Origin of the sequence: Allobosea sp., from assembly GCF_030694325.1 — a bacterium.
Taxonomy (GTDB): domain Bacteria; phylum Pseudomonadota; class Alphaproteobacteria; order Rhizobiales; family Beijerinckiaceae; genus Allobosea.
Window position 1 is genome coordinate 1 of the sequence record NZ_JAUXYO010000180.1, and the last position, 18,375, is coordinate 18,375.

Genomic DNA, 18,375 nt, shown 5'->3' on the forward strand with positions numbered 1-18,375 from the left:
CTCGATGTTCGAGCCGATCCATGGCTCGGCCTTCGACATCGCGGGCAAGGGCATCGCCAACCCGATCGGCACCTTCTGGACGGCGACGATGATGCTCGATCATCTCGGCGAGCCCGCGGCTTCGGCCCGGCTGATGCGCGCGATCGAGCGGGTGACGGCCGACCCGGCCTTCCATACGCCAGATCTCGGCGGCAAGGCGACGACGCGAGAGGTCACGGACGCCGTCATCGCCGCGATCGCCGGCGACAACGCCTGAGCCGTCAACGCCATCGTGACCCTGCCGCACGCCCGGCGCTGCTGACAATCGCTCACCCGCTCCCCATATCCTGCGCGAACGGATGACACTGGAACGCGCGAAAGGGAGAGCGGGAATGGGACTGATGAGCATGTTCGGCGGCAGCCAGGCGCCCCAGGAGCACTTCCCCTACGAGCTCAGCGACGCCGAATGGCGGGCGAGGCTGACGCCGGAGCAGTACAACGTGCTGCGCGGCCACGGCACCGAGCGTCCAGGCTCCTGCGCCCTGAACTACGAGAAGCGCCCCGGCACCTTCTCCTGCGCCGGCTGCGACCAGCCGCTCTTCCGCAACCTCACCAAATTCGAGAGCGGCACCGGCTGGCCGAGCTTCAACGAGCCGCTGGAAGGTGCCGTCGGCACCACCGAGGATCGCAAGTTCGGCATGGTCCGCACCGAGGTCCATTGCGCCAATTGCGGCGGCCATCTCGGCCATGTCTTCCCGGACGGCCCGCCCCCGACGGGCCTGCGCTACTGCATCAACGGCGTCGCGATGAACTTCGAGCCCGCTGCCTGACAGCCCACCGGGGCGCGGCCCAAGCCGCGCCTTACTTGGGGATCTCGACCCAGTAGACCGCCCGGTTGGCCGGCGTACCCGCGTGAAGGCACACCACCCGCGCGCGGCGCTTGCCCCCGGCATCCTCGACAGCGGCGAAAGCGATGTATTCGGTCGCGACGTGCTGCCCGCCGATCTTTTTGTCGAAGCGGTTTTCGATCAGGCTGTCGCCACGCTCGATCCGCACCGCTTTCAGCGTGCCGCCGTCGCGCTTCGACTCGGCCAGCGCGAAGCGCTCGCAATCGGCCAGCGGATCGGGGGCCGGGCGCGTCTGGGCGCTGGCCGCCAGCGGAGCCGCGAGCAGGACAAGGGCGGCGAGGCGCAGCAGGATGGTCTCGGGACGGCGCATGAAATCCTCGTCTGGGCTGATGCCGACGATGCCCCAGGCCGGCCCTTTCGCCAAGCCGACCCGGAACGGCTGAAAGTCGCGGCGCGAGGGCGCAATCGCGACGGCCTGCCCCTATATTGACCGTGAACGAATCACGCACGAGCAGCGCCGATCTTGTCAGACCACAGCATCACCTCCGCCCCCCTGCCCCGCCCCGGCGGCCTCGCCGCGCGCGCGCAGGCCGCGCCCGCGGCCGGCTATCTCTCGGGGCTGAACCCGGAGCAGCGCCAGGCGGTCGAGGCGACCGACGGCCCCGTGCTGGTGCTGGCCGGCGCCGGCACCGGCAAGACCCGCGTGCTGACCACCCGCATCGCCCATCTGATCGCCACCAACCGCGCCTTTCCCTCGCAGATCCTCTCGGTGACCTTCACCAACAAGGCCGCGCGCGAGATGAAGGAGCGCGTCAGTCATCTCGTCGGGGCGGTCGCCGAGGGCATGCCTTGGCTGGGCACGTTCCACTCGATCTCCGCCAAGATCCTGCGCCGCCACGCCGAACTGCTGGATCTGCGCAGCGACTTCACGATCCTCGATACCGACGACCAGATCCGCCTGATGAAACAGGTGATCCAGGCCGAGGGCATCGACGAGAAGCGCTGGCCGGCGCGCATGCTCTCCGGCTTCATCGATTCCTGGAAGAACCGCGGGCTGGCTCCGAAGGACGTCGCGCCGGGCGAGGCCGCCGTCTTCGCCAACGGCAAGGGCGGCAAGCTCTATGCCGCCTATCAGGACCGGCTGAAGACGCTGAATGCGGTGGATTTCGGCGACCTGCTGCTGCACTGCCTGACGCTGTTCCGGGAGCATGCCGATGTGCTCGCAACCTATCACGAGCGCTTCCGCTACATCCTCGTCGACGAGTATCAGGACACCAACACGGCGCAGTATCTTTGGCTGCGTCTGCTCGCCCAGGGCCGCCGCAACATCGCCTGCGTCGGCGACGACGACCAGTCGATCTATGGCTGGCGCGGCGCCGAGGTCGACAACATCCTGCGCTTCGAGCACGATTTCCCCGGCGCGACCGTGATCCGGCTGGAGCGCAACTACCGCTCGACCGGCCATATCCTCGCCACCGCCTCCAAGCTGATCGCCCGCAACGAGACCCGGCTGGGCAAGACGCTGCGCACCGAGGACGAACTCGGCGAGAAGGTCACCATCACCGGTGCCTGGGACAGCCAGGAAGAAGCCCGCCTGATCACCGACGAGATCGAGGCGATGCAGCTCAAGGGTAACAACCTCGCCGAGATCGCCGTGCTGGTGCGCATCTCCGCCCAGATGCGCGAGCTGGAGGAGCGCTTCGTCCAGACCGGCGTGCCCTACCGCGTCATCGGCGGCCCGCGCTTCTATGAGCGCGCCGAGATCCGCGACGCCATGGCCTATCTGCGCTGCGTCGTCTCGCCCACCGACGACCTCGCCTTCGAGCGCATCGTCAACGTGCCCAAGCGCGGCCTGGGCGACGCCACCATCCAGATCCTGCACAACCACGCCCGCGCGACCGGGTTCTCGCTGCTGCAATCGGCCCGCGCCATCGTCGAGAGCGACGAACTCAAGCCCAAGGCCCGCACGAGCCTGCGCGAACTGGTCGAGGCCTTCGGCCGCTGGTCGCAGCGCGCCGAGCACATGCCCCAAGGCGAGCTCGCCGAACTCGTGCTGGAAGAGAGCGGCTACACCGAGATGTGGCAGAAGGACCGCTCGGCCGATGCTGCGGGACGGCTCGAAAACCTGAAGGAATTGGTGCGCTCGCTCGACGAGTTCCCTGACCTGCCGTCCTTCCTCGAACACGTCTCGCTGGTGATGGACGCCGATAGCGGCGACAGCGCCGAGCGCGTCTCGATCATGACGCTGCATGGCGCCAAGGGTCTGGAATTCGACACCGTCTTCCTGCCCGGCTGGGAGGAAGGCCTCTTCCCCAACCAGCGCGCGCTGGACGAGAGCGGCCGCGCCGGCCTCGAGGAAGAGCGCCGCCTCGCCCATGTCGGGCTGACGCGCGCGCGCAAGCGGCTGAAACTCTATTTCGCTTCCAACCGCCGTATCCACGGGCTCTGGCAGTCGAGCCTGCCCTCGCGCTTCATCGACGAGCTTCCGGAGGAGCATGTCGAGGTCGTGCAGGCGGCCTCGAACTATTCGCAGGGCGGCTACGGCGCCTCGCGCTTCGACCGGATGGAAAGCTTCGGCTCCTCCTACAACACGCCCGGCTGGCAGCGCGCCCAGGAGAACAAGGCCCGCGGCGGCTCGGGCTTCTCGGAGAGCGGCAGCGGCTTCGGCGGCAGCAGCTTCGGCAACACCCGCCAGCGCGGCCCCCTCCTGATCGAGGGCGAACTCACCGCGAAGTCCTCGGGCACATCGGCCTATGACGAAGGCGCCCGCGTCTTCCACGTCAAATTCGGCCCCGGCTCCGTGGCCTCCGTCGATGGCAACAAGCTGACGGTGGATTTCGACAAGGCCGGGCGGAAGATGGTGCTGGACAGTTTCGTGCAGAAGGCGGGGTGACGTGCATGACAGTGCCGGGCGTCGTTGGAGAAGATGCTGCCGGCCTGAAGCGCGTAAGCTTGGATCGAGAAGATATTACTGCGTTTAAGAGACACTTCACAAATGACGCGCCTTACTGGCCCAGAATTAGCTTCGCGATGTGCGCTCGCCTCTCATTGTTCGAAGAATGCCGCGCCATCGCCCATTATGTGCGGGAGGAACTAGAGGCGCTAGAGGGCTTGCGTCACCCAGGCAATACAAAGCCTGCAAAGCCTTTTAGAAAGCTTCCTCTCCGGGGTCTCTGGCACAAACATTTTTCAACGCCAGAACATACGCTTCGCAATATTGGTGAGCGTTGGGGTCTAACCGTCGAAGGGAACCGTGACCTCGACAAGATGATCCAAGAGGTAGCGGCTAATCATGGCGATCAGCCGGATGTTTGGCCCGGCATTATTGCCCATCGAGTAATGATTGAGGGTTTGCTGGATCGGTCCTATGCACGTCGGATGACAGGCGATTGGATCATATTCGCCAAGAACAGCGCCGGCGCAAATGTTTATCTTGACGTCGCAAGCCATGAGGAAGGACAAAACCCTGACTGCCTCTTGAAGAAGTTGGCAGAGGGTTGCGCGTGCGAGTTTCCAGAGTTTTTTGATCGCTCGGCAGTATGACGGCATGACCCACTACGTCGCCTTCATCGAGGACGCGGGCCCCGATTTCGCGGTCGGCGTCTGGTTCCCGGATCTGCCCGGGTGCTTCTCGGCCGGCGACACGCTCGACGAAGCGATGTCCAACGCGTCCGAGGCCGTCGCGCTCTGGTTCGAGGACATCGAGAGCGACGGCCGCGCTGTTCCGCGAGCCCGCACGCCGAGTGAACTCAAAACTGATCCCGAAGTCGCTGCCGAAATGGCGAAATATGCCATCGCGCTGATACCGGCTCCGGACGTGGCCTTTCAACCGGCCGCCGAATAATCGGACAGACCTCTCTGTCATCCCGGACAAGCCGCGAAGCGGCGCCGATCCGGGATCCATGCCTGAACTTGTCCGATAGGCGTTCCGGCATGGATCCCGGGTCTGCGCTGCGCTTGCCCGGGATGACGGCGCGGGTTTGACAACGGTCGAGCCCCCTCACCCCTCCCTAACCTTGAACGCCCGCCGCGCCGCCTCGACCTGCGCGTGATAGGTCTCCGCCCAGACCCAGACCCCGCAGAACGCCGCCGTCAGTTCGCGGCCGATCTCGGTCAACGTGTAGTCGACATGCGGCGGGATGACCGGGTGGACCTTGCGGGTGATCAGCCCGTCGCATTCCATCTGACGCAGCGTCTTGGTCAGCATCTTCTGGCTGATGCCGCCGACGATCCGCCCGATCTGGCGGAAGCGCAGCGTGCCGTGCTCCTCCAGCGCCTCCAGGATCAGCATGGTCCACTTGTCGGCGACCTGGCCGATCACGTCCCGTACCAGCGCCTCGACCTCCGGCGCGACCTCGGGGTGGACCAGCCGGCCCTGCTCGCGCATCGCCTCCACGGCCTTGCGGATCATCTGCATGCGACGCTCTCCTTTGGGTGCCTATGGCACTTTCAGGTGCCTTCTTTCGATCGGAGAGCATCGGCCCTAGCTGTGTCGGACGCAACCGAGAAAGGGCCTTGCGATGAACATCACCGGCAACACCATCCTCATCACCGGCGGCGGCAGCGGCATCGGACGCGCCCTGGCCGAAGCGCTGCACGCCAAGGGCAACACCGTCATCATCGCCGGCCGCCGCGAGAGCGTGCTCGACGAAGTCACCCAGGCCAATCCCGGCATGGCATCGATGCTGCTCGACATTCAGGACAAGGCGGACATCGCAGCTTTCGCCGGTGAGGCCGTCACGCGCTTTCCGGCCCTGAACGTCGTCATCCACAATGCCGGCATCATGAGGCCGGAAAGCCATGTCGACCTCGCCATCGCCGAGGAGACGGTCGCCACCAATCTGCTCGGCCCGATCCGGCTGACGGCGGCGCTGCTGCCGCATCTCAAGGCACAGCCGCGCGCTTCGATCGTCACCGTCTCCTCGGGGCTCGCCTTCGTGCCGCTGGCGGCGACCCCGTCCTATTCCGCGACCAAGGCGGCGATCCATTCCTGGTCGATGGCGCTGCGCCATCAGCTCAAGGACACGGGGGTCGAGGTCGTCGAGATCGCGCCGCCTTATGTCCAGACCGAACTGCTCGGCCCGCAGCAAGCGACCGACCCCGAGGCCATGCCGCTGGCCGATTTCACCTCCGAGGTGATGGCACTGCTCGAAGCCGCACCCGCGGATGGCGAGATCATCGTCGAGCGCTGCAAGCCGCTGCGCTTCGCAGCAGAGAACGGCAATTTCGCCGACGTCTTCGCGATGGTGAACAGCCGGCACTGATCGGCAAGGACCACGCGTCATTCTCGGGCTTGACCCGAGAATGACGCAAACCAGAAGGCACTGGTTTCCGAGATGGTCGGGTCAAGCCCGACCATGACGCCGCGTCCCGCACGGCGGGCCATGACAACCGCGGCCGCGCCTGCTATCCCGCCGGCATGCGCGAAGGCCTCCTCCCCTCCACGGTCGCGACCGTCCTCGAACTCTCGACCAGCGGCGAAAAGGCGCGCGCGCTGACCGAGCTGCTGGGCGAGGTCTTCGACCCCACCGAAACCGCGATCTCGGCCTTCGAGATCGAGACCGGCGTCACCACGCTGTCTCTGAACGCGCCCTGGAAGGTCGAGATCTATTTCGCGGTTCATCCCGACGAGGAGGCCGTGCGCGACATGCTGCGGCCGATCGTCGGCGACAGCATCGATTCCACGCCGTTCGAGACGGTCAACCAGCAGGATTGGGTCGCGGCCAGCCTGGACGGGCTGAAGCCCGTCCGCGCCGGCCGCGTCCTCGTCCATGGCGATCACGACCGCGACGCGGTGCGCATCAACGATATCGGCATCGAGATCCCCGCCGCGCTCGCCTTCGGCACGGGGCATCACGGCACCACGGCCGGCTGCCTGCTCGCGCTCGACGCCGAACTGAAGCGCCGCCGCCCGCGCAACGCGATCGATGTCGGCACCGGCACCGGTATCCTGGCGCTGGCGCTGGCCAAGCAGACGAAGCGCAAGGTCGTCGCCGGCGACATCGACGCCATCGCAGTCGAGGTCGCGGCGCACAATGCCCGCGTCAATCACGCCCCGCACGCGCTCGATCTCTATGTCGCGCCGGGCCTGCGCCACGCCAAGGCTGACCGGCCGCGCCATTTCGACCTCGTCTTCGCCAACATCCTGGCAGGCCCGCTGAAGCGCCTCGCTCCCTCGATCGCCCGCGTGCTGACGGATGATGGCACGGTGATCCTCTCGGGCCTGCTCGAGATGGATGTCGCCGGCGTCGTCTCGACCTACCGGCACCAGGGCCTTTATCTCGCCCGCAAGTCGCCGCGCGAGGGCTGGGCGACGCTGGTCATGAAAAAAGGCGGCGCAGCCCCGAGGCCACGCCACCTTCGATAATCCGGAAAGCCCTTCACCTGCCGCCGCGAGGGACGGAGTGATCCTTCGCTAGGCCGTGGCGTATGGCGCGCCACGCGAGAACCGGAGCGGAGCGGACATCAAGTCCGTGAGCACCGGAAGCGCAGGACGTCGCGTCAGGCGGCCAGCATCGCGAAGGATCGCGATCAGAAGCCGATATGGCCGTACTTGGCTTCCGCCTCCGCCTGCATGGAGCGGGCGTCGTGCCAGACGGCGGAGGTGAACTTCACGGCGTCGACGATGGTCTCGTAGACATGCTTGATGATGGCGATCATGGTTTTCGTCCTTGGAAGGCGCCGGGTGTGCGGCGCTGAATTCGGGAAGGCTCCGGCGCGTCATACGCCGGACGGGCGCGGCTCACCGGTTGAACGGCAGGGCCTCGTCGGTCGCCAGCGAGGTGGCGGCGAGACCGCCGAGCATCAGGCCGGCCTCGTTGACGCGAAAGCTGTGGGCACGCAGCTCGCGCAGGGCGGAGCGGCGGCGGCTCTCGATCATCGCGGCATAAAGGCGCTGCCAGAAGCCGGGACCTTCGGAGGTCTTCGCGGTTGTCTGGACCTCGGTCGCGGGCAGTACGGCGGTGTCGTTCAGCACATAGGTCATGGGGATCCATCTCCTCAATCGAAACGAAGGACAGTCCCGGTCGCTTCCTCGTTCTCTTATGCGACCAAAGTGGTACGTCTTCGCACTTGCGAAAAGGTGATTTCGCAGATGCGAGATATGCATCTGACGCATGAGAAACGCGGGTTTTCATTAACGATTGACGAATTCGCATAACGATGTGGCAGAAGCCCGCTTTTGCGGCGGGTTTTTCAGATGGCGTCGCGCATCGCGCAGCACCATTTCGACTCGCCTTCGCCGCCAGCAGCCGCGACGATGACGCAAAGCCCCACCGGACCCCGCCGATGCCCGAATCGCCTGCCCTCCCGACCTGCCGCTTCCAGACCTTCTCCGAGCCGACGGATCCCTCGCAGGTCGCGCCGCGTGTCGCGGCGTTGCGGCGCGAACTCACAAGGCAGGGCCTGGCTGGTTTCATCGTGCCGCGCGCCGACGAGCATCAGGGCGAATACGTCCCCGCCCACATGGCCCGCCTTGCCTGGCTGACCGGCTTCACCGGCTCCGCCGGCAACGCCATCATTCTTGCCGACCGCGCGGCGCTGATCGTCGATGGCCGCTACACCATCCAATCCCAGGAGCAGACCGACACTACCATCGTCACGCCGACCCGCATGGAGGAGATGCCGCTCGACCGCTGGGTCGAGCAGAACCTGCCCGCCGGCGGGCTGCTCGGCTACGATCCCTGGCTGCACACGGTCGACGGCGTCGCGAAGCTGGAGAAGGCGGCGGTCGCGGCCGGCGGTTCGCTCGTCGCACTGTCGGAGAACCCGGTCGATGCGATCTGGCGCGACAGGCCGGCGCCCCCGGCCGCGCCCGTGAAGGCCCATCGCGGCGATTTCGCCGGGGAGGACGCCGCCGGCAAGCTCGCCCGCATCCAGGAGGCGCTGACCAGGGCCAAGGTCGATGCGCTGGTCGTCTCCGATCCGCATGCGCTGGCCTGGACCTTCAACATCCGCGGCGGCGATGTCGAGCACACGCCCCTACCGCTGGGCTACGCGATCGTCCCGCGCGAAGGCCGCCCCACGGTCTTCCTGGCACCCGAGAAGATCACCAACGAGGCGGGGGACGCGATCGGCGCCGTCGGCGAGATCGCGCCCCCCGCTGCGCTGGCTACGCAGCTCACGGCGCTGGGCGCAGCCGGCGCCAAAGTCAGGCTCGACGCGACGACCGCCGCCTCGGCGCTCGCCACGCTGATCCGCGAGGCCGGCGGCACGCCCGATGCCGGTCCGGACCCGATCGCCCTGATGAAGGCCCGCAAGAACGAGGCTGAACTCGCCGGTGCCCGCGCCGCCCATTTGCGCGACGGCGCCGCGATGGTGCGCTTCCTGTCCTGGATCGCGCGCGAGGCGCCCAAGGGCGGGCTGACCGAGATCGACGCGGTCGCGGCGCTCGAGGCCGAGCGGCTGAAGACCGGCCTGCTCAGGGACGTCTCCTTCACCACCATCGCCGGCGCCGGCCCCAACGCCGCCTTGCCGCATTACCGCGTCACGCAGGCGAGCAACCGCCGCATCGAGCCCGGCATCCTGCTGGTCGACTCGGGCGGCCAGTACGAGGACGGCACCACCGACATCACCCGCACCATGGCGATCGGCGAGCCCAGCGCCGAGATGCGCGACCGCTACACCCGCGTACTCAAGGGCCATATCGCGATCTCGCGGGCGCTCTTCGTCAAGGGCACCTCGGGCGCCCAGCTCGATGCGCTGGCGCGGCTGCCGCTCTGGCAGGCGGGGTTCGATTTCGACCATGGCACCGGTCATGGCGTCGGCAGCTATCTCTCGGTGCATGAGGGGCCGCAGCGCATCTCGAAGCTCGGCACCACGCCGCTGGAGCCCGGCATGATCCTCTCCAATGAGCCCGGCTACTACAAGGAAGGCCATTACGGCATCCGTATCGAGAACCTGATCGTGGTCGAGGAGCGGACCATCCCGGGCGGCGATCGCACCATCTACGGCTTCGAGACCATCACGTGGTGCCCCTATGAGCGCGCGCTGATCGACCTCGCCTTGCTCGACGCCGGCGAGATCGCTTGGATCGACGCCTATCACGCGCAAGTCTGGAGCCAGGTCGCAGGCCTGGTCGAGGGCGAGGCGAAGGCGTGGCTGGAAAGGGCCTGCCTACCGCTTTAAGCGAAAATCGGAATTGACACAACCTAAGGTAGCATTATCCTCCCTGCCATTCTCGGGCGGGGGCGACCATGACCAGGCATTTCCTATCGATCGCATGCGGACTTCTGGCGGCCGGCTGCGCGACATCGCCGCCGATCGATCTCAGTCAGCCCACCGGGGGCCGCGAACTTCGACCCGCCCGCGCCGGCATCAATGTCGGCTCGCTCTATTTCGCCCGCGAACAGGCGACCGAGGACCGGTCCCGCCCCATCAATCTGGAGCGTCTCTGCGAGGTCGATCTGGCGCGCTACGCCGTGCTGCCGGTCGATGCGAGGCAGTCGGACCTCGATCTGAGCTTCAAGCTCGAGGCGAGCGGCGCCGTGAGCGGCATCAAGAACATCTTCGTCAATCTCGGCCTCAGCGGCAATTTCAGCGACCATTTCGAGTACAAGCTGACCAATGTCGTCGATCGCAGCATCAGCTATCAGGAGGCCGAGACGCTCTTCGCCGACCGGGCCTTCAAGCGCGACTGCAGCCATTGGCGCCGGAACATCTCGCGCGAGAACTGGGCCCGCTACCAGATCCTCTCGCTCAAGACCGGCGACATCGTGCTCCGGCAGAAGACGGACGCCGGCGCCTCCGCCGACATCAAGGCCAAGATCGCCGTCGCCGAGCCGCAGCTCAAGGCAGCCCTGTCGCGCAGCTACAACCTGGCCGTAAGCGGCCAGGGCATGGTGATCGCGGTCAATCCCATCATCCGCGATTGAGTCAGGCCAGCGCCCGCAACGCCACCACCGCGGCGACGCCAACCGCCACCACGCCGAGCAGCGGCAGGCGCGTCGCGGCGAGCGCGGCGAGCAGCGCGGCGACCGTCTCCGGCCAGCCGGTGGCGAGCGCGCTCGGCGCGATCACCGCGACGAGTACGGCCGGCGGGATCGCGTCGAAAGCGGCCTGCGCGCGCGGCGAAAGCTGGAGCCGGCCCGCGAGCGCGAGCCCGGCGAGGCGGGTCGCAAAGGTCGCGATCGCCATGCCCAAAATGGCGAGGAGGTTATGCGGGTCGAGCGTCACGGGCGGGCCTCCGTGGCCAGCTCGGCATCCCCGGCCGCGAGCCAGGCCGCGGCGAGCCCGAAGAGCGCGCCCGCCAGCACGTGCCAGGGCGGCCCGATGAGCCGATAGGTCAGGGCCGAGGCCAGCCCCGCCGCCGCGACCGTCCAGAATGTCACCCGCCCTTTCCAGAAGGCGGCGACCAGCGCGATGAACAGAGCCGTGAAGGCGAAATCCGCCCCGAAGCGGCGCGGATCGCCCAGCGCGGCACCGACCACCGTCCCGAGCGTCGAGGTCGCGCACCAGCAGGCGACGAAGGGCAAGAGCATGCCGAACCAGTAGGCCGGCGTCAGGCGATGGGTGCGCGCCCGCTTCTCGGCCAGAGCCCAGTTCTCGTCGGCCATGTAGTAGAGCCCGAGCGCCGTCTGGCCGCGCGAGAAGCCCGCGAGCTTCGGCGCGAGCGAGGCGCTCATCAGCACATGGCGGGCATTGATCAGCAGCGTCGAGAACACGATCGCGCCGATCGGCGCCGGCGTCGCCCAGAGCTCGACGGCAGCGAATTGCGCCCCGCCGGCAAAGACGAGCGCGCCCATCACAAACGTCTCCAGCGGCGACAGGCCCCTTCCGGCCGCCAGCGCCCCGAACAGCAGCGCGATCGGCACGGCGGCGAGCATGGCGGGCGCAATGTCGCGCAAGCCCCGCAGGGCGTCGTCTCGCAGGGAGGACATGAGGGAAGCCTTCAGGAGAGATGGGCGGCGCGGAAGGCACCGGGCGTGACGCCCACCCGCGCCTTGAAGGCGCGGGTGAGATGGGCCTGGTCGCAGAAGCCGGTGGCGGCCGCGACCGCGCCGGGCGCCTCGCCCCGCCGTAGCCGCTCGCGCGCCCGCCGGACGCGGACATCGACGAGGAAGGCGTGCGGTGTCAGCCCGGTCTCGGCCCGGAAGGCGCGGATCAGATGATGCCGCGGCAGGCCGGCCGCGGCGCCGATCTCGGCGAGCGACAGGTCCTCGTCATGCCGGGCCTCGATCAGCGCCCGCGCGCGATCGACCGGGCCGGGTTCGCGCCCGACAGGACGCGGGCCGAGATCGGCATGGCGCACCAGCATCGCGGCATAGGCCCGCAGCAGCGCCTCCTCGCCCGCCAGCGCATCCGCGCCCTCCTCCAGCAGCCGATGTGCGGCGGCAAACTGCGCCGCCCCTTCCGGATCATGCACGACCGGCTCCCGGAAGAACGGCGTCCCGACGCTCTCGCGCCCGGTCAGCGAAGCCGCCAGTTCCCGCATCAGCTCAAGCCCGGGATAGCTCATCCGGTAGCGATAGCCGCCCTCGCTCGGCGCCCCGTCATGGACATCGAGCGGCTGGTTCATCACGAGATCGCCAGGGCCGGCATAAAGCCTCTCACCGCGGGCATGCCAGATTTCGCAGCCGGTCAGGATCGTCCCGATCGCGTAGGTGTCGTGGGCGTGGGGCGCATAGGCATGGGTGCGGAATGTCGCCGCCAGGAACTCCAGCCCGTCGAAACGGCGCGCGGCGAAGAGATGCGCCCGCTCGCCCGCCTTCAGCGGCGTCTCGGCCAGCGCCTGTTCCTGCGTGATCAGATCCATGGCGCGAGGTTAAACCCGATCGCGCCGGGTACGTCTTGAAGAAAAGTGATCGGGCGCATCAGCAGCGCCGATGGGCCAGGTTGGCCTGTCGGGGGAAGGCCTCAACCCCCGACCAGATCGAACCAGCCGGCCTCGTCGATCACCTGGACGCCATGCTTCTGCGCATCCTTGAGCTTCGAGCCGGCGCCCGGTCCCGCCACCAGCAGGTCGGTCTTGGACGAGACCGAGCCCGCGACCTTCGCACCGAGGCGCTCCGCCATCGCCTTGGCCTCGTCGCGCGTCATGCGCTCGAGCGCGCCGGTGAAGACGACGATCTTGCCGGCGACGGGGCTCGCGGAGGCGACGGCCTCGAGCGGCTGGGGCGTTACCTGCGCCAGCAGCCGGTCGAGCAATTCCTCGTTATGCGGCTCGCCGAAGAAATCGGTCAGTGCCTCGACCACGGTGGGCCCGACGCCGTCGATCGCGTCAAGTTCCTGCCGCTCGGACGAGGCCGGGTCGGCCGCCGCCAGCCCGGCCGCCCGCAGCGCCTCGAAGGAGCCGTAGTGCCGCGCCAGCAGGCGCGCATTGGTTTCGCCGATATGGCGGATGCCGAGCCCGAAGATGAAGCGGTTGAGCGGCGGCGTCCGGCGATCCTCGATCGCGGCGAAGAGCTTGGCGACGCTCTGGGCGCCGAAGCCTTCCTTGTCCTTCAGCTTCTTGAGATTGGCGCCGTCGCGCGCGGCGAGCGTGAAGATGTCGGCCGGTTCCTTCACCGGCAGGTCGGGGTCGCCGTGGAAGAACTCGATCTGCTTGTCGCCGAGCCCGTCGATGTCGAGCGCGTCGCGCGAGACGAAATGCTTCAGCCGCTCGACCGCCTGCGCCGGGCAGATCAACCCGCCGGTGCAGCGGCGAACGGCATCCTCCTTGCCGGAGCGCGGATTGATCTCCCGCGTCGCATGGCTGCCGCAGGCGGGGCAAATCGTCGGGAACTCATAAGGCTTGGCATCCGCCGGCCGCTTCGACAGATCGACCGCCGCCACCCGCGGGATCACGTCGCCGGCGCGCTTCACCGTCACCGTGTCGCCGACGCGGATGTCGGGCGGTTCGCCGTCGCGGATGCGCTCGCCCTTGGAATCGTAGCCGCGAATGTAGTCCTCATTGTGCAGCGTCGCATTGGTGACGACGACGCCACCGACGGTGACGGGGCGCAGGCGCGCCACCGGCGAGAGCGCGCCGGTGCGGCCGACCTGGATCTCGATCGCCTCCAGCACCGTCGTCGCCAGCTCGGCGGGGAATTTATGCGCGATCGCCCAGCGCGGCGCCCGCGAGACGAAGCCGAGCCGCGCCTGCAAGCTCAGCTCGTCGACCTTGTAGACCACGCCGTCGATGTCGTAGCCGAGCGTGGCGCGCTGGCTCTCGATCAGCCGGTAATGCGCAATCAACGCCTCGACGCTCTCGCAGCGCTTCATCAACGGATTGGTGCGAAAGCCCCAGCGCGCGAAGGCCTCGACCACGCCCCACTGCGTTGGCGCCGGCAGCTCCGGCATCTCGCCCCAGGCATAGGCGAAGAAGCGCAGCGGCCGCGAGGCGGTGATCGTGGCGTCGAGCTGGCGCAGCGAGCCCGCTGCCGCATTGCGCGGATTGGCGAATTCGGGAAGCCCCTTCTCGCGCTGGCGCTCGTTGATGCCGGCGAAATCGGCGTGGCCGAGATAGACCTCGCCACGAACCTCCGCGACGGTGGGCACGTCCGGCCCTGCCAATGTCTGAGGGATCTCGGCGATGGTGCGGGCGTTGACCGTGACGTCCTCGCCCTCCTCGCCATCGCCGCGCGTCGCGGCATGGACGAGCGCGCCATTTTCATAGCGCAGCGAGAGCGAAAGACCGTCGATCTTGGGCTCGGCGGTGAAGGCGATCGGCTCGTCGTCCTTGCGGCCGAGGAAGCGGTGCACCCGTTGAACGAACTCCGCTACGGCCTCGTCGGTGAAGGCGTTGTCGAGCGAGAGCATCGGCACGCGATGGCGAATCCTGGCGAATTTGCCCGAAGCCTTGGCGCCGACCTTGGCACTGACCGACGAAGCCTTCAGCGCCGGAAACGCCGCCTCGATCGCCACCAGCCGGCGCCGCAGCGCGTCATAGGCCGCGTCGTCCATCTCCGGCGCGTCGTTCTGGTGATAGGCGATGTCGGCCGCCTCCACCGCCTCGGCCAGCCGCTTGTGCTCGGCCCGGGCCTGGCGGGAGGTGAGTTCGGCGACGGGGTTCTCTTCGGGCTCGCTCATGGCCCCTCATTAGGCGAGAAGCCTTCGTCGAAAAAGGGCAGCAGCATCACCCTTCGCCTCATCCCGCATTCGTGTTTTCGCCGCCTGCGACACGTCCGAGCTTTTCGGCTATGCTGGCAAGGCTGGGAATTGGAAGCTCGACGCCTTCAGGCCGTTGACCCAAGGATCGCGTCAAAGGGCTGCAAGGCGAACCGGGCCGCAACCGGGAGACACGCCATGGCCAATCTCGACACCCATCTGCACGGCGTTCCACGCGGAGATGCGCCCGCCCTGCCGCGCGTCAACACCATTACCACCCGGGACCTGCGCGACGCGCTGCGGCTGGGCTGGGAGGATTTCAAGGCGCAGCCGAGCCACCTCGCCTTCGTCGCCCTGATCTACCCCGTCATCGGCGTGCTGCTGGCGCAGGCGACGGTGAGCTACAACATCTTTCCGCTGCTGTTCCCTCTGCTTGGCGGCTTTGCCCTGCTCGGGCCTTTTGCTGCGATCGCGCTCTATGAGATCAGCCGGCGGCGCGAGCGCCATCTCGACTCGAGCTGGGAGCACGCCTTCGCCCTGCTGCGTTCGCCGGCGATCGGCCAGATCCTGCTCTTGGGCGCGATGCTGACCGGGCTGTTCCTCGCCTGGCTGGCCTGCGCCTGGTTGATCTACCAGGGTCTCCTCGGCCTGCCGGCGGATGTCTCGACGCTCGACTTCCTGCGCGCCGTCTTCACCACCGGCGACGGCTGGACGATGATCGTGGTCGGCAATTCGGTGGGGCTGCTCTTCGCGATTGTCGCCTTCTCGATCTCGGTGGTCTCCTTCCCGCACATCATCGACCGGCGGGTCGACGTCGCCACGGCAGTCCGCACCTCGATCGCCGCGGTCGAGCGCAATCCGCGCGTGATGATGGTCTGGGGGCTGATGGTGACGGGCCTGCTCGTGCTCGGCTGCCTGCCGCTGCTCGTCGGCCTGATCGTGGTCATGCCCGTGCTCGGCCATGCCAGCTGGCATCTCTACCGCAAGGTGGTCGACGGCTGACGACCGGCCTCGCCTGACGGCACGTCTCAGGCCTGCGCGCGAAAGCGGGAACTTTCGCGCGAAAACGCGGTTCACTGCCCATCATCGACCTGGCGGAGGGCGAAGCGCCCTGCCGCCAAAACCGGGGGCAATTCCATGAACAACATCATCTACATCATCGGCCTGATCGTCGTCGTCCTGGCCATCCTGTCCTTCCTCGGCCTGCGCTGAGGAAGGCGGACGCAAGCCCGGCGATCCCGCGCCGGCCGCATCAACGCGGCTTCTTGCCCTTGAACGGCGCCTTGCCCGCAAAAGGTTTTCCGGCACCGGACTTACCCGCGCCCGACCTGCCCGCGCCGAAGGGTTTGGGCGCATAGGGCTTCTTCTCGCCATAGGGCTTGTCGCCGGCCGGCTTGTCGAATCGGGGCTTCGGGCCGGAACGGAACGAGACATTCGGGTCCGACAACGCCTCGCGCTCGCTGCGCACCGGGTCATAGGCCTTGGTCGCGCCGAAGGGCTTGGATTTGCCCTCATAGGCCTTCTTCTTGCCCTCATAGGGCTTCTTCTCGCCGCCCTCGTAGGGCTTGGCGTCGGGCCGGGCCTCGTAGGGCTTCGGCTCATAGGCCTTCTTGGCGTAGGGCTTCCGGTCGCCGCCCTCATAGGGCTTCTTCTCGTAAGGCTTCTTTTCGTAGGGCTTCTTCTCGTAAGCCCGAGCCGGACGCGCATCGCCGTCACGGTCCGGCTTGGCATAAGCGGCCGGCGCATGGCTCGCCTTTTCGGCGAAGGGCTTGGCCGGCCGGCGCTCATCCTCGCCGGTCACCGGCTCGATCACGATCTTGTCGCGGTCGACCGCCTTGGCCAGCTCGTAGAAGCGCTCGGCGACATCGGCATCGATCTCGACCTTGGTCTCCTTGTCGAAGATCCGGATCGCGCCGACCTCGTCGCGGGTGATCTTGCCGCGGCGGCAGATCATGGGCAGCAGCTGGCGCGGATCGGCGCCGTCCTTGCGGCCGACGCTGAGGCGGAACCAGACCGTGTCGCCACGCGGGCCGGCCTTGCGCGGGCCGTCCGCACGGGGGCTGCCCTCGCGGTGCTCGCCGAACCGCGCGCCCTCGCGCGGCGCGTAATCCTCCCGCGCGCGGGCCGGGCGGCGCTCGTCGCGCGCGAAGTTCGGGTCCCCGACCTCCTCGGAAGCCGGCAGACGGGCGCGGTAGATTCGCACCAGCGCGGCTGCGATCTCGTTGGCCGAGCGGCCGGCCAGCAGCGCCTCGACCATCGCGGCGTCGACCTCGCCCGGCTCGCCGGTCAGGATCGGGTCGCTGAGCAGGCGCTCCTTGTCGAGTTCGCGGATTTCGTCCTGCGTCGGCGGGCCGGCCCAGATCGCCTCGACCTTGGCCTCAGCCAGCAGCATTTCGGCCTTGCGGCGGCGCGACGGCGGCACCAGCAGCACGCTGGTGCCCTTCTTGCCCGCGCGCCCGGTGCGGCCGGAGCGATGCTGCATCACCTCCGGGTCGTTGGGCAGTTCGGCATGGATCACCAGCGTCAGGCCCGGCAGGTCGATGCCGCGGGCGGCGACGTCGGTCGCGACGCAGACGCGCGCCCGGCCGTCGCGCAGCGCCTGCAGCGCCGAATTGCGCTCGCTCTGCGAGAGTTCGCCCGAGAGCGCCACGGCCGAGAAGCCGCGCTCCAGCAGGATCGCCTCGAGATGGCGCACCGCGTTGCGGGTGTTGCAGAACACCAGCGAGCACGGCGAATCGTGGAAGCGCAGCAGGTTGACCACCGCGAGTTCGGCTTCCTTCGGGTAGACCCGGATCGCGCGATACTCGATGTCGGCATGGCCGCCGGGCGTGCCCGCGACCTCGATGCGCAGCGCATCGTTCTGGTAGCTCTTGGCGAGCTGGATGATCGCCTTGGGCAGGGTTGCCGAGAACAGCAGGCTCTGGCGCTCGGCCGGCGTGGTCTTCAGGATGAATTCGAGATCGTCGCGGAAGCCGAGATCGAGCATCTCGTCGGCCTCGTCGAGCACGACCGCTTTGAGTGCCGAGACGTCGAGGCGACGGCGCTCGATATGGTCGCGCAGGCGGCCCGGCGTGCCGACGACGACATGGGCGCCTTCATCGAGCAGGGCGGCCTCGCGACGCGGGTCCATGCCGCCGACGCAGGCGATGATGCGGGCATTGGCGTGCTTGTAGAGCCAGGCGAGCTCGCGCTGCACCTGCAGCGCCAGCTCGCGCGTCGGCGCGATGATCAGGGCGAGCGGCTGGCCCGCCCGGCCAAAGGCCTCGGCCTCGCCGAGCAGGGTCGCGCCGATGGCGAGCCCATAGGCGACGGTCTTGCCCGAGCCGGTCTGCGAGGAGACCAGGAGGTCGCGCCCGGCGGCGGACGGCTCCAGCACGGCGCTCTGCACCGGCGTCGGTTCGGAATAATTGCGTTCGGCGAGCGCGCGCGCGAGCGGCGCACTCGAGGTCAGGAAGGACATGGGACAGAGGGCCTAGGGTTACGGCGCGAAATCGGAATGACGGCGCAGGATGTCGGCGACGGG

Annotated in this window: 19 protein-coding genes; 10 read left to right on the forward strand and 9 right to left on the reverse strand. The window is 67.9% G+C overall.

The window, feature by feature from the left end:
* Together Q8M82_RS11155 and msrB are read left to right on the forward strand one after the other, a co-directional pair.
* Positions 1-256: isocitrate/isopropylmalate family dehydrogenase (locus tag Q8M82_RS11155; protein ID WP_305691426.1), on the forward strand; the 256-nt coding region annotated here is incomplete at its 5' end.
* Between the two features lie 124 nt (positions 257-380).
* Positions 381-809, forward strand: coding sequence for a peptide-methionine (R)-S-oxide reductase MsrB (gene msrB, locus Q8M82_RS11160; protein ID WP_305691449.1), 429 nt, complete (start codon positions 381-383; stop codon positions 807-809).
* 31 nt (positions 810-840) lie between these two features.
* On the opposite strand, the gene Q8M82_RS11165 is transcribed toward msrB, so the two are convergent.
* On the reverse strand, positions 841-1,197 hold the full coding sequence (locus Q8M82_RS11165; RefSeq protein ID WP_305691427.1) for a hypothetical protein: 357 nt from the start codon (positions 1,195-1,197) through the stop codon (positions 841-843).
* Between the two features lie 153 nt (positions 1,198-1,350).
* Between Q8M82_RS11165 and Q8M82_RS11170 the strand changes: the two genes are divergently transcribed.
* Genes Q8M82_RS11170 through Q8M82_RS11180 form a run of 3 tightly spaced genes read left to right on the forward strand, consistent with a single transcriptional unit; the run spans position 1,351 to position 4,671 of the window.
* Positions 1,351-3,720, forward strand: coding sequence for an ATP-dependent helicase (locus Q8M82_RS11170; RefSeq protein ID WP_305691428.1), 2,370 nt, complete (start codon positions 1,351-1,353; stop codon positions 3,718-3,720).
* A 5-nt stretch (positions 3,721-3,725) separates the two neighbouring features.
* Positions 3,726-4,370 carry a hypothetical protein gene (locus Q8M82_RS11175; RefSeq protein WP_305691429.1) on the forward strand — a complete coding sequence of 215 codons (645 nt, stop codon included), beginning with the start codon at positions 3,726-3,728 and terminating at the stop codon, positions 4,368-4,370.
* A gap of 4 nt (positions 4,371-4,374) precedes the next feature.
* Positions 4,375-4,671: a type II toxin-antitoxin system HicB family antitoxin gene (locus tag Q8M82_RS11180; RefSeq protein ID WP_305691430.1), complete on the forward strand. Its 297-nt coding sequence runs from the start codon at positions 4,375-4,377 to the stop codon at positions 4,669-4,671.
* 156 nt (positions 4,672-4,827) lie between these two features.
* On the opposite strand, the gene Q8M82_RS11185 is transcribed toward Q8M82_RS11180, so the two are convergent.
* Positions 4,828-5,214 carry a winged helix-turn-helix transcriptional regulator gene (locus Q8M82_RS11185; RefSeq protein ID WP_305691450.1) on the reverse strand — a complete coding sequence of 129 codons (387 nt, stop codon included), beginning with the start codon at positions 5,212-5,214 and terminating at the stop codon, positions 4,828-4,830.
* Positions 5,215-5,347: 133 nt separating this feature from the next.
* Between Q8M82_RS11185 and Q8M82_RS11190 the strand changes: the two genes are divergently transcribed.
* Together Q8M82_RS11190 and Q8M82_RS11195 are read left to right on the forward strand one after the other, a co-directional pair.
* Positions 5,348-6,091: an SDR family oxidoreductase gene (locus Q8M82_RS11190; protein ID WP_305691431.1), complete on the forward strand. Its 744-nt coding sequence runs from the start codon at positions 5,348-5,350 to the stop codon at positions 6,089-6,091.
* 155 nt (positions 6,092-6,246) lie between these two features.
* Positions 6,247-7,194 carry a 50S ribosomal protein L11 methyltransferase gene (locus Q8M82_RS11195; protein ID WP_305691432.1) on the forward strand — a complete coding sequence of 316 codons (948 nt, stop codon included), beginning with the start codon at positions 6,247-6,249 and terminating at the stop codon, positions 7,192-7,194.
* A gap of 164 nt (positions 7,195-7,358) precedes the next feature.
* On the opposite strand, the gene Q8M82_RS11200 is transcribed toward Q8M82_RS11195, so the two are convergent.
* Positions 7,359-7,487: a hypothetical protein gene (locus Q8M82_RS11200; protein ID WP_305691433.1), complete on the reverse strand. Its 129-nt coding sequence runs from the start codon at positions 7,485-7,487 to the stop codon at positions 7,359-7,361.
* 82 nt (positions 7,488-7,569) lie between these two features.
* Positions 7,570-7,812: a hypothetical protein gene (locus Q8M82_RS11205; RefSeq protein ID WP_305691434.1), complete on the reverse strand. Its 243-nt coding sequence runs from the start codon at positions 7,810-7,812 to the stop codon at positions 7,570-7,572.
* A gap of 302 nt (positions 7,813-8,114) precedes the next feature.
* Between Q8M82_RS11205 and Q8M82_RS11210 the strand changes: the two genes are divergently transcribed.
* Positions 8,115-9,953 carry an aminopeptidase P family protein gene (locus Q8M82_RS11210; RefSeq protein WP_305691435.1) on the forward strand — a complete coding sequence of 613 codons (1,839 nt, stop codon included), beginning with the start codon at positions 8,115-8,117 and terminating at the stop codon, positions 9,951-9,953.
* 68 nt (positions 9,954-10,021) lie between these two features.
* Positions 10,022-10,699, forward strand: coding sequence for a hypothetical protein (locus Q8M82_RS11215; RefSeq protein ID WP_305691436.1), 678 nt, complete (start codon positions 10,022-10,024; stop codon positions 10,697-10,699).
* A 1-nt stretch (position 10,700) separates the two neighbouring features.
* Here the strand turns inward: Q8M82_RS11215 and Q8M82_RS11220 are convergent, their stop codons facing one another.
* The 4 genes from Q8M82_RS11220 to ligA all read right to left on the reverse strand — a co-directional run bounded on the left by Q8M82_RS11220 (position 10,701) and on the right by ligA (position 14,834).
* Positions 10,701-11,000 (reverse strand): AzlD family protein, encoded by a 300-nt coding sequence (locus Q8M82_RS11220; RefSeq protein WP_305691437.1) that lies wholly within the window; start codon positions 10,998-11,000, stop codon positions 10,701-10,703.
* Positions 10,997-11,704 carry an AzlC family ABC transporter permease gene (locus tag Q8M82_RS11225; protein WP_305691438.1) on the reverse strand — a complete coding sequence of 236 codons (708 nt, stop codon included), beginning with the start codon at positions 11,702-11,704 and terminating at the stop codon, positions 10,997-10,999. The genes Q8M82_RS11220 and Q8M82_RS11225 overlap by 4 nt, the downstream gene beginning before the upstream one ends.
* 11 nt (positions 11,705-11,715) lie before the next feature.
* The gene (locus Q8M82_RS11230; protein ID WP_305691439.1) at positions 11,716-12,579 is read right to left on the reverse strand and encodes an AraC family transcriptional regulator; all 864 of its coding nucleotides are present in this window, start codon (positions 12,577-12,579) and stop codon (positions 11,716-11,718) included.
* A 101-nt stretch (positions 12,580-12,680) separates the two neighbouring features.
* Entirely contained in the window at positions 12,681-14,834 is a 2,154-nt protein-coding gene (ligA, locus tag Q8M82_RS11235) for an NAD-dependent DNA ligase LigA (RefSeq protein WP_305691440.1), read from the reverse strand.
* A gap of 216 nt (positions 14,835-15,050) precedes the next feature.
* On the opposite strand from ligA, the gene Q8M82_RS11240 reads away from it, so the two are divergent.
* The gene (locus tag Q8M82_RS11240) at positions 15,051-15,854 is read left to right on the forward strand and encodes a DUF2189 domain-containing protein (RefSeq protein WP_305691441.1); all 804 of its coding nucleotides are present in this window, start codon (positions 15,051-15,053) and stop codon (positions 15,852-15,854) included.
* 250 nt (positions 15,855-16,104) lie between these two features.
* On the opposite strand, the gene Q8M82_RS11245 is transcribed toward Q8M82_RS11240, so the two are convergent.
* Positions 16,105-18,312, reverse strand: a complete 2,208-nt coding sequence (locus tag Q8M82_RS11245) for a DEAD/DEAH box helicase (RefSeq protein WP_305691442.1) — start codon at positions 18,310-18,312, stop codon at positions 16,105-16,107.
* Between the last annotated feature and the right edge of the window lie 63 nt (positions 18,313-18,375).

What these genes read in the sequence shown, in the direction of transcription:
- msrB (WP_305691449.1), top strand. Translation starts at nt 381, where the DNA reads ATGAGCATGTTCGGCGGCAGCCAGGCGCCCCAGGAGCACTTCCCCTAC.
- Q8M82_RS11165 (WP_305691427.1), bottom strand. Translation starts at nt 1,197, where the DNA reads ATGCGCCGTCCCGAGACCATCCTGCTGCGCCTCGCCGCCCTTGTCCTG.
- Q8M82_RS11175 (WP_305691429.1), top strand. Translation starts at nt 3,726, where the DNA reads ATGACAGTGCCGGGCGTCGTTGGAGAAGATGCTGCCGGCCTGAAGCGC.
- Q8M82_RS11180 (WP_305691430.1), top strand. Translation starts at nt 4,375, where the DNA reads ATGACCCACTACGTCGCCTTCATCGAGGACGCGGGCCCCGATTTCGCG.
- Q8M82_RS11185 (WP_305691450.1), bottom strand. Translation starts at nt 5,214, where the DNA reads ATGCGCGAGCAGGGCCGGCTGGTCCACCCCGAGGTCGCGCCGGAGGTC.
- Q8M82_RS11190 (WP_305691431.1), top strand. Translation starts at nt 5,348, where the DNA reads ATGAACATCACCGGCAACACCATCCTCATCACCGGCGGCGGCAGCGGC.
- Q8M82_RS11195 (WP_305691432.1), top strand. Translation starts at nt 6,247, where the DNA reads ATGCGCGAAGGCCTCCTCCCCTCCACGGTCGCGACCGTCCTCGAACTC.
- Q8M82_RS11200 (WP_305691433.1), bottom strand. Translation starts at nt 7,487, where the DNA reads ATGATCGCCATCATCAAGCATGTCTACGAGACCATCGTCGACGCCGTG.
- Q8M82_RS11205 (WP_305691434.1), bottom strand. Translation starts at nt 7,812, where the DNA reads ATGACCTATGTGCTGAACGACACCGCCGTACTGCCCGCGACCGAGGTC.
- Q8M82_RS11210 (WP_305691435.1), top strand. Translation starts at nt 8,115, where the DNA reads ATGCCCGAATCGCCTGCCCTCCCGACCTGCCGCTTCCAGACCTTCTCC.
- Q8M82_RS11215 (WP_305691436.1), top strand. Translation starts at nt 10,022, where the DNA reads ATGACCAGGCATTTCCTATCGATCGCATGCGGACTTCTGGCGGCCGGC.
- Q8M82_RS11225 (WP_305691438.1), bottom strand. Translation starts at nt 11,704, where the DNA reads ATGTCCTCCCTGCGAGACGACGCCCTGCGGGGCTTGCGCGACATTGCG.
- Q8M82_RS11230 (WP_305691439.1), bottom strand. Translation starts at nt 12,579, where the DNA reads ATGGATCTGATCACGCAGGAACAGGCGCTGGCCGAGACGCCGCTGAAG.
- ligA (WP_305691440.1), bottom strand. Translation starts at nt 14,834, where the DNA reads ATGAGCGAGCCCGAAGAGAACCCCGTCGCCGAACTCACCTCCCGCCAG.
- Q8M82_RS11240 (WP_305691441.1), top strand. Translation starts at nt 15,051, where the DNA reads ATGGCCAATCTCGACACCCATCTGCACGGCGTTCCACGCGGAGATGCG.
- Q8M82_RS11245 (WP_305691442.1), bottom strand. Translation starts at nt 18,312, where the DNA reads ATGTCCTTCCTGACCTCGAGTGCGCCGCTCGCGCGCGCGCTCGCCGAA.